The 15,558-nt window shown below is 66.6% G+C and carries 17 protein-coding genes; 13 read left to right on the forward strand and 4 right to left on the reverse strand.

All coding sequences use genetic code 11. The features are described from left to right. The first annotated feature begins 371 nt into the window (after positions 1 to 371). A complete protein-coding gene (locus H6935_06010; protein ID MCP5277905.1) occupies positions 372 to 1,286 on the forward strand; it encodes a sulfite exporter TauE/SafE family protein in 915 nt (304 codons plus the stop codon). Between the two features lie 18 nt (positions 1,287 to 1,304). Here H6935_06010 and H6935_06015 read toward each other — a convergent pair whose 3' ends face one another. After that, positions 1,305 to 2,705 carry a heavy metal sensor histidine kinase gene (locus tag H6935_06015; protein ID MCP5277906.1) on the reverse strand — a complete coding sequence of 467 codons (1,401 nt, stop codon included), beginning with the start codon at positions 2,703 to 2,705 and terminating at the stop codon, positions 1,305 to 1,307. After that, on the reverse strand, positions 2,702 to 3,406 hold the full coding sequence (locus tag H6935_06020; GenBank protein MCP5277907.1) for a heavy metal response regulator transcription factor: 705 nt from the start codon (positions 3,404 to 3,406) through the stop codon (positions 2,702 to 2,704). Before H6935_06020 ends, H6935_06015 begins: the two co-directional genes overlap by 4 nt. Before the next feature lie 156 nt (positions 3,407 to 3,562). On the opposite strand from H6935_06020, the gene H6935_06025 reads away from it, so the two are divergent. From H6935_06025 to H6935_06065, 9 genes are all read left to right on the forward strand, one after another. Further along, positions 3,563 to 3,859, forward strand: coding sequence for a hypothetical protein (locus H6935_06025; GenBank protein MCP5277908.1), 297 nt, complete (start codon positions 3,563 to 3,565; stop codon positions 3,857 to 3,859). Next, entirely contained in the window at positions 3,856 to 5,298 is a 1,443-nt protein-coding gene (locus tag H6935_06030; GenBank protein MCP5277909.1) for a TolC family protein, read from the forward strand. The genes H6935_06025 and H6935_06030 overlap by 4 nt, the downstream gene beginning before the upstream one ends. 19 nt (positions 5,299 to 5,317) lie before the next feature. Next, a complete protein-coding gene (locus tag H6935_06035) occupies positions 5,318 to 6,682 on the forward strand; it encodes a copper oxidase (protein ID MCP5277910.1) in 1,365 nt (454 codons plus the stop codon). A gap of 9 nt (positions 6,683 to 6,691) precedes the next feature. Then, positions 6,692 to 7,180 carry a cupredoxin family protein gene (locus tag H6935_06040; GenBank protein MCP5277911.1) on the forward strand — a complete coding sequence of 163 codons (489 nt, stop codon included), beginning with the start codon at positions 6,692 to 6,694 and terminating at the stop codon, positions 7,178 to 7,180. Positions 7,181 to 7,260: 80 nt separating this feature from the next. After that, positions 7,261 to 7,701, forward strand: a complete 441-nt coding sequence (locus tag H6935_06045) for a DUF411 domain-containing protein (protein MCP5277912.1) — start codon at positions 7,261 to 7,263, stop codon at positions 7,699 to 7,701. Positions 7,702 to 7,743: 42 nt separating this feature from the next. After that, positions 7,744 to 8,085, forward strand: coding sequence for a copper-binding protein (locus H6935_06050; GenBank protein MCP5277913.1), 342 nt, complete (start codon positions 7,744 to 7,746; stop codon positions 8,083 to 8,085). A gap of 29 nt (positions 8,086 to 8,114) precedes the next feature. Then, a complete protein-coding gene (locus H6935_06055) occupies positions 8,115 to 8,786 on the forward strand; it encodes a hypothetical protein (protein MCP5277914.1) in 672 nt (223 codons plus the stop codon). Positions 8,787 to 8,827: 41 nt separating this feature from the next. Continuing rightward, the gene (locus tag H6935_06060) at positions 8,828 to 9,049 is read left to right on the forward strand and encodes an SHOCT domain-containing protein (GenBank protein ID MCP5277915.1); all 222 of its coding nucleotides are present in this window, start codon (positions 8,828 to 8,830) and stop codon (positions 9,047 to 9,049) included. A gap of 369 nt (positions 9,050 to 9,418) precedes the next feature. Continuing rightward, a complete protein-coding gene (locus H6935_06065; protein ID MCP5277916.1) occupies positions 9,419 to 9,547 on the forward strand; it encodes a cytochrome c in 129 nt (42 codons plus the stop codon). 6 nt (positions 9,548 to 9,553) lie between these two features. On the opposite strand, the gene H6935_06070 is transcribed toward H6935_06065, so the two are convergent. Beyond that, positions 9,554 to 10,483 carry a trypsin-like peptidase domain-containing protein gene (locus tag H6935_06070; GenBank protein MCP5277917.1) on the reverse strand — a complete coding sequence of 310 codons (930 nt, stop codon included), beginning with the start codon at positions 10,481 to 10,483 and terminating at the stop codon, positions 9,554 to 9,556. Positions 10,484 to 10,703: 220 nt separating this feature from the next. On the opposite strand from H6935_06070, the gene H6935_06075 reads away from it, so the two are divergent. The 3 genes from H6935_06075 (at position 10,704) to H6935_06085 (ending at position 14,083) form a co-directional block, all read left to right on the forward strand. Then, positions 10,704 to 10,991, forward strand: coding sequence for a hypothetical protein (locus tag H6935_06075; protein ID MCP5277918.1), 288 nt, complete (start codon positions 10,704 to 10,706; stop codon positions 10,989 to 10,991). Positions 10,992 to 11,188: 197 nt separating this feature from the next. Then, positions 11,189 to 11,584, forward strand: coding sequence for a hypothetical protein (locus H6935_06080; GenBank protein ID MCP5277919.1), 396 nt, complete (start codon positions 11,189 to 11,191; stop codon positions 11,582 to 11,584). 198 nt (positions 11,585 to 11,782) lie between these two features. After that, a complete protein-coding gene (locus tag H6935_06085) occupies positions 11,783 to 14,083 on the forward strand; it encodes a heavy metal translocating P-type ATPase (protein MCP5277920.1) in 2,301 nt (766 codons plus the stop codon). 92 nt (positions 14,084 to 14,175) lie between these two features. Here H6935_06085 and H6935_06090 read toward each other — a convergent pair whose 3' ends face one another. After that, positions 14,176 to 15,525: a 4Fe-4S cluster-binding domain-containing protein gene (locus H6935_06090; GenBank protein MCP5277921.1), complete on the reverse strand. Its 1,350-nt coding sequence runs from the start codon at positions 15,523 to 15,525 to the stop codon at positions 14,176 to 14,178. Positions 15,526 to 15,558 lie beyond the last annotated feature (33 nt).

Consider the following 15,558-nt stretch of genomic DNA (forward strand, 5'->3'; position numbering starts at 1 on the left):
AGGGACCGCCGGTGCAGCGGCCCCTGGCCCGCCTCCAATTCAATGGCCTTGCCGGCCTGGTCCAGGCGCAACACCAGCAGATCGGCGCCGGGCCCCAGCAGGGGCCGGACTCGGGCAGCGAAGTCCTGGCAGTCGGGCGCCTGGGCCGCGGCCTGCCAGAAAGCGACCTGGAGGGAGGGGGGGATCATATCGTCTTATTTCGTGGTTTTTTATTGATGACGGTTATTCCGTTTCATTAAGCAATATAGCCGCCCAACGATTTCTTGCCAGAACCCCGGGAACCCCATGCCCGCGGCAACGGGAGGCCAAAGCGCCTTGCTGGCACGAAGCCTGCAAGGCAGGAGCACCTTCAACGTTTTCGAGGTGATGTCATGAGCACTTCCAGCCTGTCATTCATGGCCGTGCTTCCTCCTCTGTCCAGTCGTCGTACGCGGCTTTGGATGCTCCTGGTGCTGGGCGTGGCGGCTTCACTCTCCTTGCCTGCCATGGACCCGGAATGGCATCGCCTCACTGACACCCTGCTGGGCATATCCAGCCTGGCAGCCCTGGCCATCTTCTTCGCCGCCCTGGCCTGCGAGTTCATGGATTCCAGCCTGGGCATGGGCTACGGCACCACCCTCACTCCCCTCCTGCTCATGGCGGGCTACGAGCCCCTGCAGATCGTCCCGGCCATCCTGCTGAGCGAACTGGTCACCGGCCTGGCCGCCGGCGTGCTGCACCAGCACGACGGCAACGTGGACTTCCTCCACGACCGCCGCGCCCGGCGCACCACCCTGTTGCTGGCCCTGTTGAGCAGCGTCGGCGCCCTGGGGGCCGTCTGGCTGGCAGTCAGCATCTCCAAGTTCTGGCTGGGCCTGTTCATCACCGTCATCATCCTGTCCATGGGCGCGGTGATCCTGGCCACCCGCAAGCGCCAGATTCCCTACCACGCCGGCGGCATCGTCGCCGTGGGTGCCCTGGCGGCCTTCAACAAGGGCCTGTCCGGCGGCGGTTACGGTCCCCTGGTCACCGCCGGGCAAGTGGTCTCCGGCCTGCCCTCCAAGCACGCCGTGGCGGTCACCTCCGTGGCGGAATCCCTCACCTGCCTGATCGGTTTGCTGGGCTACCTGGCCCTGGGCAAGACCATCGCCTGGGGACTGGCCATTCCTTTGATGCTGGGCGCCCTGCTGTCCGTGCCCATGGCCACGGTGACCGTGAGCCGGACCCGGGAATCCTCCCTGCGGGGCGTGGTGGGCGTCGTCACCCTGGTCCTGGGCATGGTGGCGGTGGCGAAGCTGTTCTTCTGATGGACCGGGCCCCGGATTTCAAGCCGGGGTGGGCAGGCGGATCTCGAACCGGGTGACGCCCCCCTCGCTATGGGCCGTGAGGGTGCCGCCATGGACCTGGACGATGGAGCGGGCGATGGCCAGACCCAGGCCCACACCGCCAGCGCCGGCCTGCCGTGCGGGGTCGCCCGTATAGAAACGGTCGAACAACCGGGGCAGGCGGTCCGGCGGAATGGCCCCCGGGTTTTCCACGGCGATGACCGTCTCGCCGGGACCGCCCCCCACACGGATCGCCACCTCGCCGCCCACGGGGCAGTGACGGGTGCCGTTGGACAACAGGTTGGACAGGGCCCGCCGCAGCATGAGCCGGTCGCCGCTGACCAAGCCGGCTCCCTCCAGACGCAGGCCCACCCCCTTTTCCTCGGCGACGATGCCATGGAACTCGATGAGGGCCCTCGCCTCCATTTCCAGGTCCACCGCCTCCCGGGAAAGGGTGAGCTGGTCGTTGTCGGCCTTGGCCAGGAACAGCATGTCCCCGATCATGCGGCCCAGGCGCTCGTACTCCTCGGTGCTGGACTGGAGCACCTCCTGGTATGCCTCCGGTTCCCGCGCCCGGCTCAGGGCCACCTGGGTCTGGGTCATCAGGTTGGAGATGGGGGTGCGCAACTCATGGGCGATGTCCGAGGAAAACTCCGACAGGCGCCGGAATGAATCGTCCAGACGGGCCAGCATGGCGTTGAAGGACCGGGCCAGGTCCCGCAGTTCGGGCGGGATGCCCGCCTCGGGCAGGCGGGTGGTGAGGCGCTCGGCGGAAATCCCCGCCGCCAGGCCGCTGAATTGCCGCAGGGCGCCCAGGCCGCGATGGGTGGCGTACCAGCCCAGGCCGGCGGTGGCCAGGGCGGCCAGGGTCATGGCCAGGGCCAGGGTGAGGCGGAACCGTGCCATGAACACCTCGTGGTGCCGGATGTCCAGGGATACCGCCACCCGGTGGATCTCGCCGTCACCCGTGGTCATGGGCACCACCCTGCCCCGGTAGTCCCGGTCCCCCACCCGCCATTGCCAGAGGCCATGGGGCAGGCATGCCAGTTCCAGGGGACCATCCCCGCAGGTACGTGCATCCAGCAGATCCTGGTGGATGCCGCTGCCCGAGGTGATGTACCAGACGGCCCCTCCCCCGTTCATCACCGCCACCGCCAGGCCGTGGTGCCCCACCAGGGCGTCGTCCAACTGGCCGGGCAGGCGATCCATGTCCCCCGGCAAGCGGGCCCGTTCCAGCAGGTGGCGGATGAGTTCCAGCTTGCCCTCCAGCTCGTGCCGGTCGCTCTCGACGAAATGCATCTCCACCGCCCGGGCCAGATACATGCCCGCCGCCAGCAGCACCATGCTGACCGCCACGGCGAACAGCAGGCTGATGCGGGCGGTGAGGGACAGGGGTTTCACGGCCGGGTTTCGTCCCGCCCCGCGCCGCCTTCCGCCTCCAGCACGTAGCCCATGCCCCGCACGGTGTGGATGAGCCGGGGGGCGTACCCCTCGTCGACCTTCACCCGCAGGCGGCGCACCGCCACGTCGATGACATTGGTGTCGGAGTCGAAGTTCATGTCCCACACCTGGGAGGCGATGAGGGAGCGGGGCAGCACCTCCCCCTGGCGCCGCATGAAGAGCTCCAGCAGGGCGAATTCCTTGGCGGTGAGGTCCACCCGCTGCCCGGCGCGACTGGCGCGGCGGCGCAGCAGGTCCAGCTCCAGGTCGGCCACCTTCAGCACCGTGGGTTCCAGGGCGGCCCGTCCGCGACGGGCCAGGTTGCGCACCCGGGCCAGCAGCTCGGCGAAGGCGAAGGGCTTCACCAGATAGTCGTCGGCCCCCAGCTCCAGGCCCTTCACCCGGTCCTCCACCTGGTCCCGGGCCGTGAGGAACAGCACGGGCGTCTCCAGGCCGGCCCGGCGCATGCCCTCCAGCACCTGCCAGCCGTCCAGGCCGGGCAGCATCACGTCCAGGACGGCCACGTCGTACTGGCCTGTCCGGGCCAGCTCCAGGCCTTCCCAGCCGTCCCGGGCAAGATCGGCCACGAAGCCGGCCTCGCCGAGGCCCTGCTTCAGGTAGTCGCCGGTCTTGGGCTCGTCTTCGACGATGAGGATCTTCATGGACGCCAGGCGGGTGGAAACGGCCCCATCCTGCCATAGCCTCGGCCAGCGGGGGACACATGACGGTTTTGTAATCCTGCTGTCAGCTTCGCGTCCCGCGCCGCCGCCCAGGATGGCCGCCATGCAGCCAAGCCATGAAGCCCGAGGAGGCCCACCATGAAAATCCCGATTGCCAGCCTGCTGGCGGCGCTCGTCCTGCCCGCGGCGGCGGACGCCTATCGCTCCACCACCGCCGACTACACCCCCTACCAGGACTCGTCCATGACCGACTGGCGCGGCGCCAACGACGAGATGGGCCGCCTCAAGGGACACATGGGGCACATGGACCGCATGGGTGGTCCCTCCGGCAATGGCGGCCATGGCCATGCCATGGGCCACCAGGAAGCACTCCGCCCACCGGACGCCGTGAACACCGACGGGCACCCGCATCATTCCACGGGAGGCCGGCCATGAAATACCCCACCGACCACCTTCGAACCCGCCTGGCATGCGGGACCCGGCTGCCGGCGGCCCTGCTGGGCCTGGGCCTGCTGGGGGGCTGCGCCTCCTTCAGCCCGGACGGCGGCCTGGACAAAGTGTCAGCCATCACCCGGGAACGCATGGCGGTGGCGCCCGCCCCCCTGCGCACCGACCAGGACGCGGCCCGGGTCAGGGAGGAGGTGAAGCGTCTGCTGGCCGGGCCCCTCGACGCCGAGTCCGCGGTCAAGATCGCCGTGCTCAACAACCGGGGTCTCCAGGCCGACCTGGCCGGCCTGGGCATCGCCGAGGCCGATGTGGTCCAGGCCGGGCGCCTGCGCAATCCAACATTCACCTTCGCCCGCACCTCGGGGGGCGGCGAGCGGGAATACGAACGCGCCTTCCTGTTCGATCTCATGGGCCTGCTCACCCTGTCCACCCGTTCCGACATCGAGGGCCGGCGCTTCGAAGTGATCCAGATGCGGGTGGCCAACGCCACCCTGGACCTGGCCCAGAACACCCGCCAGGCCTTCTTCTCCGCCGTGGCCGCCCAGGAGGCGGCGAAGTACCAGGAAGAGGCCTGGATCGCCGCCCAGGCGGGCGCGGAACTGGCCCGGCGCATGGCCGACGTGGGCAACTTCAGTCGCCTGCGCCAGCAACGTGAACAACTGTTCCACGCCGAGAGCACCGCCGAGCTGGCCCGGATCCGCCAGCACGCGGCCCGGGAACGGGAACGCCTGACCCGGCTGCTGGGGCTCTCGGGCAAGGACCGCCATTTCACCCTGCCCGAGCGCCTCCCCGACCTGCCCGCCGCCCCCCTGTCTGAAAAGGATCTGGTGCAGCAGGCCATGGATAGCCGCCTGGACCTGAGCATGGCCAGGACGGAAATCGAGGGCCTGGCGAAAAGCCTGGGCCTCACCCGCGCCACCCGCTTCGTCAACGTGCTGGAGGCCAGTTACCTGAACAACGATGCCACCGGCGAACCCCAGAAGCGGGGCTACGAGATCGAGGTCTCCCTGCCCCTCTTCGACTGGGGCCAGGCCCGGGCCGCCAAGGCCGAGGCCCTCTATACCCAGGCCATGCACCGGGTGGCGGAGATGGCCGTCAACGCGGAGTCGGAGGTACGCGACGCCTATGGGGCCTACCGCACCGCCCACGACCTGGCGCGCCATTACCAGGACGAGATCGTGCCCCTGCGCAAGCGCATCGCCGAGGAGAACCTGCTGCGCTACAACGGCATGCTCATCGGCGTGTGGGACCTGCTGGCCGACGCCCGCCAGCAGGTGGCCGGCGTCAATGCCGCCATCCAGGCCAGGAAGGACTTCTGGCTGGCGGAAAGCAATCTGCAAATGGCCCTCAACGGCAGCGGCGCGGCCAGCGTCGGCATGATCACCATGAGCGCTCCCGCCTCCGCCGAAGCCGGCGGCGGTCACTGAAAGAACAAGGAGCACACGAATGGACCGCCGACAATTCCTCAGCAATGCCGGGGCCGCCGTATTGGGGGCGGGCCTGGTCTCCAAGGCCGGGGCCGCCAGCCTGCCCGAGGCCCCTATCCTCACCGACCCCGCCACCCAGCCGCCCCTCCACCCCATGGACGGCCGCCCCTACAACCCGGTGGTGACCCTGAACGGCTGGACCCTGCCCTGGCGCATGAAGGATGGAGTCAAGGAGTTCCACCTGGTGGCCGAGCCGGTGGTGCGTGAACTGGCCCCGGGCATGAAGGCCCACCTGTGGGGCTACAACGGCTCGTCTCCGGGCCCCACCATCGAATGCGTGGAAGGGGACCGGGTGCGCATCTTCGTCACCAACCGGCTGCCGGAGCACACCAGCATCCACTGGCACGGCGTCCTGCTGCCCAACGGCATGGACGGCGTGGGGGGGCTCACCCAGCCCCAGATCAAGCCGGGCAAGACCTTCGTCTACGAGTTCGAGATGACCAAGTCCGGCACCTTCATGTACCACCCCCACGCCGACGAGATGGTGCAGATGGCCATGGGCATGATGGGCATGCTCATCGTCCACCCCAGGGACCCGGAATTCATGCGCGTGGACCGGGATTTCGTGTTCCTGCTCAACGCCTTCGACATCGAGCCCGGGGCGGCCACGCCCAAGATCAACACCATGCTGGACTTCAACCTGTGGTGCTGGAACAGCCGCGTCTTCCCCGCCATCGACCCGCTGGTGGTGCGCCAGCACGACCGGGTGCGGGTGCGGGCCGGCAACCTCACCATGACCAACCACCCCCTCCACGTGCATGGCGTGGACTTCGAAGTGACCTGCACCGACGGCGGCTGGGTGAAGGAGTCGGCGCGCTGGCCCGAGGTGACCACCGATGTGGCCGTGGGCCAGATGCGGGCCATCGAGTTCGACGCCCGGCTGGCCGGCGACTGGGCCTTCCACTGCCACAAGTCCCACCACACCATGAACGCCATGGGCCACGACGTGCCCACCATGATCGGCGTGGACCACCGGGGCGTGGTGGAGAAAATCCAGCGCCTGACCCCGGACTACATGGTGATGGGTGAGCGGGGCATGGCCGACATGGGGGAAATGGAGATGCCCATTCCCGACAACACCCTGCCCATGATGACCGGCTGGGGCCAATACGGCCCCATCGAGATGGGGGGCATGTTCACCGTGGTGAAGGTACGGGAGGACCAGAAACCCGGTGACTACAGCGACCCGGGCTGGTACCCCCACCCCCAGGGCACGGTGTCCTGGGAATGGACCGGCGAGCCCATGGCGGCGGAACGCCGGGAAGGCCCCGCCGCCGACGCGCAGACCCTGAAGGCGGTGAAGCCCGCCGGTCATCATCATTGAGGCGCTGACATGAATAAATGGCCAACCTTTCTCGCCCTGGCATGGGCCCTGGTCTGGACCTGCCCCCCCGCCTACGCCCATGGTGGCGCCAAGCACGAGACGGCCCCCATCATCAAGGAGCAAAAGTCCTGGGGCATCGCCGGCGACCCGGTTGCCGTCACCCGTACGGTGACGCTGCGCATGACCGACAACATGCGTTTCACCCCCGATCTGGTACGGGTGAAGCAGGGCGAAACCGTTCGCTTCGTGCTTCATAACGAGGGCGTCATGCTGCACGAGATGGTCATCGGCACCCGCGCCGTGCTCCAGGAACATGCGGCCCTGATGCGCAAGTTCCCAGAGATGGAACACGACGAGCCCTATATGGCCCATGTGGACCCGGGCAAGACCGGCGAGATCCTCTGGCGCTTCAACCGTGCCGGCGATTTCGAGTTCGCCTGTCTCATCCCGGGCCATTATGAGGGCGGCATGCGCGGCCGCATCCTGGTTCGAAAATGACATAGATGTCATCTCCCGGTCAGGGTGGCGTGGTTGTGCGACGTCCACACTGGCTTCGCCATCAAACAAGGAGCGCATGCATGAAAACCCTCCTGCTCACCATGTTCCTACTGGCCGGATTCAGTACAACGGCTTGGTCAGCACCTGATCTCCCGGTCATCGACGTCTACAAGAGCCCCAGCTGTGGGTGCTGCACGAAATGGATCAGCCATCTTGAGGCCAGCGGCTTCCGAGTGCGGGCCCATGACACCGACGACGTGGTAAGCCACAAGTACCGCCTGGGCGTGCCCCCCGGCCATGGCTCCTGCCACACCGCCGAGGTGGCCGGCTATGTGGTGGAAGGCCACGTGCCGGCGCGGGACATCAAACGCCTGCTGCTGGAAAAACCCAAGGCCCGGGGCCTGGTGGTGCCCGCCATGCCCATCGGCTCCCCCGGCATGGAGATGGGTAGCCGCCGGGACCGCTACGAAGTCCTCCTGGTGGACCGGCGGGGCGGCACCCGCACCTACGCCCGTTACTGACTTCCCAGCCTTTTCATTACCTCCAGCACTGAAAGGAAAACCATGAAACGCACACTCACTACCCTGATCCTGGCCATGGCCCTGCCCCTGGGCCTGCCCGCCCTGGCCGACATGAGCCACATGAGCCACGGCACCGCCTCCGGCCACGCCGCCATGGGCGAGATGATGGCCGAAGGCACCGTGAAGAAGGTGGACAAGGCCCAGGGCAAGATCACCATCCAGCATGGCCCCCTGGCCAATCTGGACATGCCGCCCATGACCATGATCTTTCGCGTGCAGGACTCCGCCCTGCTCGACCGGGTCAAGCCCGGCGACAACATCCGCTTCCAGGCGGACAAAGTGAATGGACGCCTCACGGTCACCCACATGGAAGCCGTTCGGTGAACCCATCCCACCCCAACAAGGAGCAAACGATGAAATCGATGCAACGCAGCACCCTGGCGCTGGCCCTGGCCGGCACCCTCTCCCTGCCTGCCCTGTCCATGGCCGCCGGCGCGGCCAAGGACGAGCACGGCAGCCATCACCCCGAACCGTCCCAGACCACCTCCCAGGCCACCGCGCCGGGTGCAACCGACCCCATGCAGACCATGCGCAAGCGCATGATGGACATGCGCCAGACGCGCGACCCGGACAAGCGCATGGCCATGATGGAAGAGCAGATGAAGGACATGGAAGCCATGATGAAAGACCGCCCCTGTCCCATGGCGGACGCCAAGGGCGGCGGCATGGGCATGATGGGGCCCGGCATGGGAATGGGCATGATGGGCGGCAAGGGTGGTATGGGAATGATGGGGGGCCAAGGCGGCATGGGCATGATGGGCCATGGCATGCAGGGTGGGCCAGGCATGTCAGGGATGGACGACATGATGGGCAAGCGCATGGACATGGTGGAGAAGCGCATGGACATGATGCAGATGATGATGCAGCCGCGGTCGGGCCCCGGCATCCAAGGTGGCATGGGTATGTCAGGCCAGGACGACATGATGGCCCGGCGCATGGACATGCTGGAGCGGCGTCTGGACATGATGCAAAAAGGCATGGGGCCAGGCATGCCGGGCGGCGGCATGGGCATGCATGGCAGGTAACCCCGCCCGGGCGGCATTGAGACCTGACAGGGGGCCAAGCCATGTACGGATTCGACCATTTCGGCATGGGGTTGGGCGGCATCGGCATGATCCTGGTCTGGGTCGTGCCGCTCATCCTTCTTTTCCTGGTAGTCCGCCCTTTCTTCGGCGGCAAGGGGCCTGGCCAGGGCAAGACCGCCCTGGACACCCTTGAAGAGCGCTACGCCCGGGGCGAGATTAACCGGGAGGAATACCTGAAGCGCCGGGCCGACCTGGAAGATTGAGCGTGGTGAAGCACCTGCCCCAGATCGCACTGCTGCTGTCCATTACTCTCGCTGCTTGTGGACGGGACGCCCCACCCGAAGCCGGCATGCAACCAGTCGCCATGCCGGCCCAGGGCAACTGGCCGCCTCCGAAAGTGGCGAGCCAGTTCGATCCCGGGCAGGTGGCACGGGGCAAGGCCCTCTACGAACAGCATTGCCAATGCCTGCCACGGCAGCGAAGGCAAGGGCCAGCCCGGCGACTAGCGCCGGAAGGGGCCGGACGGCAGGTTCCCACCACCGCCCCTGGACGATTCCGCCCACGCCTGGCACCACCCCACCAAAATCCTGCATCGGGTCATTAAGCACGGGAGCCCGGGCGGCAGCGGCAACATGCCTTCCTGGAAGGAGGTGCTCACGGACGCCCAGATCGACGACGTGACCGTCTACATCAAGTCTCTCTGGTCGGACGAAATCTATGCCGTCTGGCACGACATCGAGCGGCGCTCCCTGGAACCCTGAGACACATCAAAGGCTGTCCGGCACCGCCAGGCTGCGCCCCAGATCGAATTCCAGTTGCTGCAGGGCCCACTTAGCCTCGGCGTGGGTGGAGTCCAGCATCAGCACATGCTGGAAGGCCTCCGCGGCCTGTTCGGCCTGTTCAAGGCCCCGGTGAGCCCTCCCCAGGGCCATCCAGGACTCCGGGTTGTTGGGTTCCAGCTGGACCCATTCCTGGGCCAGAGGCTTGAGGGCAGACCATTTCTTCTGGGCCCCCAGGTCGCAAGCCGCCAGGAAGTAACCGCTTTCCCGGCCCGGGTTCTCCCAGAAGCTCTTTGCACCGGAAATCGGTTGCAATCCCTCCATGGCCACGTGTCGCAGCCATCCTACCGGCAAGGCGAAGTGGAAATTGCCACCGGCCTTGGCCTTGAAGGTGAGGATGCCCACCAAGCGGCCCTGGAGATCGAACAGGCCGCCGCCACTGGCACCCCGCTCGAAGCGGGCCGAAGTCTGAATGACCTTGCCACCGTCGCACTCGCAATGGTGCAGTCCGACGATCCTGCCAGGGCTGACGGCGAACTGCCCCTCCGGATAGCCTACCGCCACCACGTCCAAGCCCACCCGGGTTTCCCCCACGTCAATCATGGGCATCGCCTCGGTATGCTGTCCAGGCACGGTCAGGAAACACAAATCCCGGTAGGCATCGTGCAGGTCGGCGGTCGCCTGCCTGGTGAGACCATCCAACTTCACCTCGATATGCGCGGCATCCCGCAAGACGTGGCAGTTCGTCACCATGCGGTTGGCGGCGAGGGGCACGGCGGAGCCCAGTTCCGTCACCCCGTCCGTGCGCGTCACCACCAATTGATGGACCCGTGTGGTCCAATCCGGCTCGCCCGCCGATGCAACCATCGACCGCAGCATGGCGAAGAGCGACAGCAGTAGGGTCCGACCTCTCGGCATTCCATGTCCTCCAGCCTCGACAGGATTGAATTTGTCAGCTTCCCGGCGGAGACACAAGGTAGATATCGCCTATATTGGCTAAGGCTGGCACGGTCCGACTCCAAAGCCGCCAATGACATACATGTAATGCCGGTATCAGGTTCCTGTGGGGATGTGCTGTCCATACTGGCCTCAACATCACATGCAGTGGTGTTCTTCATTAACCACACAGGAGTCGATCATGAACCGCAAGCAGTCCATCCTCACTACCGCCATTCTGGCCCTACTCACCTCTTCCGTTTTCGCCGGCCAGTGGGACGGCAACCCGGACATGGGGCAAAGCATCCTGAATGACATTACCAGCAGCGGCTTCGTCGGCACCAGCTTCTCGTCCGCCAAGTCTGAGCGCGGCAGCGGCGACGTTTACGGTTGGGTCGTACTGGATGCCCAGGCCGGCGATGTCCGCGCCTCCGCAGGCCCCGAGAAAGGCAGCGGCGATACGTACGGCTCCATCCTTAATGACCTGTGAGCGTCGGGTAGTGTCTGCCTCGGCATTCAGGGCGGAATGCCGAGGCCCCAGACGCCGGAATCGAACTATGTACGGACTCGACCCCGTCGGCATGAGCGGGGAGTGGCTAGGGATGGTCCTCGTCTGGCTTGTTCCCATCCTCCCCGCCGTGTTGCTCATTCGCCATTTCACCGAGCCCCATGAGAAAAGGCGTCACCATGAAACCGCTGACGATTCTCGCATTGCTACTGCTGGCCGGCTGTACGTCGAACTTGGCCCTCAAGGACACAAGCAATGCGGCCCAAGCCGTCGGCACTCTGAACCTGCATTGGCTACAACCCAATTCCATCGAGGTGACGCTGGAAGGAAGGCGCTACAAGGGGGATTGGACAATGAGCCGGTGCCTCCCGGCCGACTATCAGTGTCGCGGCCCCTATCTCAGTGTCCCGAAAGTCCATCGGCGCCATATCAGTCAGGGACAGGCAACGCTGACATCGAGGGAAGGCGACAGTCTTGAATGTAAATGGGTCAGCCATCTTCCCGATGTGCGGGGAACCTGTCGGACCCAGGATGGAAGATTATTTTCACTGGAAGAATCCAAGCCTGTCGGATAAACATCAACAACTGACCCCACGGTTTGCACGTGCAAGGAGCTTGAGATGCTGAACTGGCTGAAACGAATCTGGGCTGAGTTCAAGGCCTGGCAACAAGCCAACGTGGAAGCACACGCCCATTCCTCCCCACATTCCTGCTGTTCAGCTCCCCCGCCCGGAGCAGGCCGCCACGACACCCAGCACGGGCGGTGAGTTGGTATGGTACCGGCCCCCGCCCACGTCCTCGATAAGGATCCGGTCTGCGGCATGACCGTCAAGCCGGACTCACCCCATCGTGCCCAGCATGACGGGCAGACCTATCTCTTCTGCAGCGCGGGTTGTCTGGAGAAGTTCCGGGCCGAGCCTGGACGCTATTTGGCGCCTGCCGAACCGGAAGCGGATGAAGTTGCCCCACAGGGCGTGGAATACACCTGCCCCATGCACCCCGAGGTGCGGCAGCTCGGCCCCGGCACCTGCCCCAAGTGCGGCATGGCCCTGGAGCCCGTCGCGCCCTCGGCCGAGGCGGAGGAGAACCCCGAACTGGCCGACTTTCGCCGCCGCTTCTGGTGGACCCTGCCGCTCACGCTCATCGTCACGGCCATCGCCATGTCGGGTGGGCTGTTCGATGCCGTGCCGGGGGCCACCCGACCCTGGGTGGAACTGGCCCTGGCCACACCGGTGGTGCTGTGGTCGGGCTGGCCGTTCTTCGTGCGGGGCGTGCGTTCCGTCGCCGGGCGCAGCCCCAACATGTGGACCCTGATCGGCCTGGGCACGAGCGCGGCATACGCCTACAGCGTCGTCGCCACGGTGGCGCCGGGCGTGTTCCCCGAGTCCTTCCGCGTCGACGGCCACGTGGCGGTCTACTTCGAGGCCGCCGCCGTCATCATCTCCCTCACCCTGTTCGGTCAGGTGATGGAACTCAAGGCCCGCTCGGAAACGGGCGCGGCCATCCGCGCCCTGCTGGGCCTGGCACCCAAGACAGCACGCCGCCTGAACGACGACGGCAGCGAGGAGAACATCCCCCTGGCCCAGGTTCACCCCGGCGACCGGTTGCGGGTACGCCCGGGCGAGAAGGTGCCGGTGGACGGCGTGGTGCTGGAGGGCAGCAGCGCGGTGGACGAGTCCATGCTCACCGGCGAGCCCATCCCCGTTACCAAGGCCGCCGGTGATCCCCTGATCGGTGCCACCATGAACACCAGCGGCGCCCTCATCATGCGTGCAAACAATGTGGGCACGGAGACGGTGCTGGCCCGCATCGTGCAGATGGTGGGCGAGGCCCAGCGTTCCCGCGCCCCCATGCAGCGAATGGCCGACGTGGTGGCCGGGTATTTCGTGGTAGGCGTGGTGGCGGTGGCGCTCGCCACCTTCATCGTCTGGGGCCTGTTCGGGCCGCAACCGTCATGGGTCTACGGCCTGGTCAACGCAGTGGCCGTGCTCATCATCGCCTGTCCCTGCGCCCTGGGCCTGGCCACGCCCATGACGGTGATGGTGGCCACCGGCAAGGCCGCCACCCAGGGCGTGCTGTTCCGCGACGCCGCCGCCATCGAGGCCATGCGTCGAGTGGACACCCTCATCGTGGACAAGACCGGCACCCTCACCGAGGGCAAGCCCCGCTTCCACGGCCTGGCGGCGGCGGAGGGCTGGGACGAGGCGGAGGTCCTGCGGATCGCCGCCAGTCTGGACCAGGGCAGCGAGCATCCTCTTGCCCATGCACTAGTGGAGGAGGCTAGACGCCGAGAGTACCGCCTCGGTACGCCGGTGGGCTTCGAGTCCGCCTCTGGGATCGGCGCCCGAGGTAGCGTGGATGGAAAACGCGTGGCCATCGGCAACACCAAGCTGATGGAGGAGGAAGGCATCGACTGGCGGCCGCTGGGAGCTAGGGCCGAGGCCCTGCGTCTAGAAGGCGCCAGCGTCATACTCCTGGCCGTGGACGGCCAGGCGGCCGGGCTGCTCGCCGTCTCCGACCCCATTAAAGCCACCACGCCGCAGGCCCTGGAGCGCCTGCGCGAAAGCGGTTTGGCCATCATCATGGCCACCGGCGACGGCCTCACCACCGCCCGCGCCGTCGGTCAGAAGCTCGGCATCGAGAATGTGCACGGCGAGGTCAAGCCGGAGGACAAGGACGCCCTGGTGGCGAAACTCCAGGCCCAGGGCCATATCGTCGCCATGGTGGGAGACGGCATCAACGACGCCCCGGCGCTTGCCCGGGCCAACGTGGGCATTGCCATGGGCACCGGCACCGACGTGGCCATGACCAGCGCCGCCGTCACCCTGGTCAAGGGCGACCTGCGCGGCATCGCCAGCGCGCGCGGCCTGTCCGAGGCCAGCGTGCGCAACATGCGCCAGAACCTGATGTTCGCCTTGCTCTACAACGCCTTGGGCGTACCCATCGCGGCGGGAGTGTTGTACCCGGTGTTCGGTCTGCTGCTGTCACCGCTCATTGCCGCCTTGGCCATGAGCTTCAGTTCCGTTTCCGTGGTGAGTAACGCCCTGCGGCTGCGTCGCGTCCCGATCCATTGAATGTCCTGCCGGCAACGGATCCCTGCTTCCAATGCAAAGCAGCACGCCCAAGGCAGGGGATATCGGAGACATGATCAAGGCATGGCTCACGTCTATTCGTAGTCCTCGCTGTGCTCGGTCTGGAGGCTCTCCCGGTATTCGTCCTCCAGTTCCTCCTCGAAGAAGAAACGGGGTTCGCCGAAGGCGGGCTTCAGTTCCCCCAGCCAGGTGGCCTGCTCGTCGTAGGCGGCGAAGAAGGGCCGGTGGATCCAGTCCGGGTCCCGGCCCTGGATGAAGCGCAGCACCATGACCTTCTGGCCCCGCACCTCGCTCACCCCCAGCACCTGGACCTTGCCCGGATTGGCGGACATGCTGGGGCCCCGCACCGTGCGGCCCAGGCCGCTGACCCGCTGGTAGGCCTCCCGGAAGATCTCCCAGGCCCGCACCAGGGGCACGGCGAAGTAGTGCTGGGCCCCCGTGTCCCGGGCCACGAACATGTAGTAGGGCACGCAGCCCAGGTCCACCTGGGCATTCCACATCTCGGCCCATAGGGCCGGGTCGTCGTTGATGTGGGCCAGCACCGGGGACTGGGAGCGGATCACCGCCCCCGTGTCCCGGATGGCCCGGATGGCCTGCTTCACCGGCTCCGGCGCCAGTTCCCGGGGATGGTTGAAGTGGGCCATGAGGGCCAGGCGCTTGCCCGCGTCCGCCACCTTGCGGAACAGGGCCAGGATATCGCCGGCATCGTTGTCGGTAAGGAAGCGGTAGGGCCAGAAGCTCAGGGACTTGGTGCCGATGCGGATGTGGCGCAGGCTCGGCAGGTCCGCCTCCAGCAGGGGCTCGATGTAGGCGGCCAGGTGGCGGGCGTTCATGACCATGGGGTCGCCGCCGGTGAACAGCACGTCGCTCACCTGGGGGTTGGCCTGGAGATAGGCCACTAGGCGCTCCACCTCCTTGCTGGCGAACTTCAGCTCGGCCATGCCCACGAACTGGGGCCAGCGGAAGCAGAAGCTGCAGTAGGCATGGCAGGTCTGGCCGTTGCTGGGGAAGAACAGCACCGTCTCCCGGTACTTGTGCTGCATGCCGTCCAGGGGCTCCCCGTCCAGGGTGGGGATGTTGTGGCTCACCTGGCCCGCCGGATGGGGATTGAGCCGCATGCGGATACGGTTGGCCGCCTCCTTGAGGACGGCTGGCTCGGCACCGCCTTTCACCAAGGCGGCCATCTCGTCGTAATGCTCCGGCAACAGCATGCCCCGCTGGGGAAAGGTGAGGGCGAACAGGGGGTCGTCCGGCGCCCTGGACCAGTCGATGAGGTGGTCGACAACGAAGCCGTTGGTCTTGAAGGGCAACACCTGCCCCACCACCTGTATGTCGAACTTGATGGCCTCGGGCAGGGCGGCCATCTGGGGGATTTCGCGAAAATTATGGAGAGAATAAGCCTTGTAGGCGGGGCTTTCGGTCATGTGTGAATTCCTGCCGGGGCACTTCCGGCCTGC

The sequence above is a fragment of the Thiobacillus sp. genome (assembly GCA_024235835.1).
Taxonomy (GTDB): Bacteria; Pseudomonadota; Gammaproteobacteria; order Burkholderiales; family Thiobacillaceae; genus PFJX01.

Bases quoted from the DNA above. Each gene is read 5' to 3' on its own strand.
- H6935_06045 (MCP5277912.1), top strand. From the start codon at position 7,261: ATGAAAACCCTCCTGCTCACCATGTTCCTACTGGCCGGATTCAGTACA.
- H6935_06065 (MCP5277916.1), top strand. From the start codon at position 9,419: ATGCCTTCCTGGAAGGAGGTGCTCACGGACGCCCAGATCGACGACGTG.
- H6935_06080 (MCP5277919.1), top strand. From the start codon at position 11,189: ATGAAACCGCTGACGATTCTCGCATTGCTACTGCTGGCCGGCTGTACG.
- H6935_06055 (MCP5277914.1), top strand. From the start codon at position 8,115: ATGAAATCGATGCAACGCAGCACCCTGGCGCTGGCCCTGGCCGGCACC.
- H6935_06070 (MCP5277917.1), bottom strand. From the start codon at position 10,483: ATGCCGAGAGGTCGGACCCTACTGCTGTCGCTCTTCGCCATGCTGCGG.
- H6935_06050 (MCP5277913.1), top strand. From the start codon at position 7,744: ATGAAACGCACACTCACTACCCTGATCCTGGCCATGGCCCTGCCCCTG.
- H6935_06030 (MCP5277909.1), top strand. From the start codon at position 3,856: ATGAAATACCCCACCGACCACCTTCGAACCCGCCTGGCATGCGGGACC.
- H6935_06060 (MCP5277915.1), top strand. From the start codon at position 8,828: ATGTACGGATTCGACCATTTCGGCATGGGGTTGGGCGGCATCGGCATG.
- H6935_06010 (MCP5277905.1), top strand. From the start codon at position 372: ATGAGCACTTCCAGCCTGTCATTCATGGCCGTGCTTCCTCCTCTGTCC.
- H6935_06025 (MCP5277908.1), top strand. From the start codon at position 3,563: ATGAAAATCCCGATTGCCAGCCTGCTGGCGGCGCTCGTCCTGCCCGCG.
- H6935_06020 (MCP5277907.1), bottom strand. From the start codon at position 3,406: ATGAAGATCCTCATCGTCGAAGACGAGCCCAAGACCGGCGACTACCTG.
- H6935_06035 (MCP5277910.1), top strand. From the start codon at position 5,318: ATGGACCGCCGACAATTCCTCAGCAATGCCGGGGCCGCCGTATTGGGG.
- H6935_06075 (MCP5277918.1), top strand. From the start codon at position 10,704: ATGAACCGCAAGCAGTCCATCCTCACTACCGCCATTCTGGCCCTACTC.
- H6935_06090 (MCP5277921.1), bottom strand. From the start codon at position 15,525: ATGACCGAAAGCCCCGCCTACAAGGCTTATTCTCTCCATAATTTTCGC.
- H6935_06085 (MCP5277920.1), top strand. From the start codon at position 11,783: ATGGTACCGGCCCCCGCCCACGTCCTCGATAAGGATCCGGTCTGCGGC.
- H6935_06040 (MCP5277911.1), top strand. From the start codon at position 6,692: ATGAATAAATGGCCAACCTTTCTCGCCCTGGCATGGGCCCTGGTCTGG.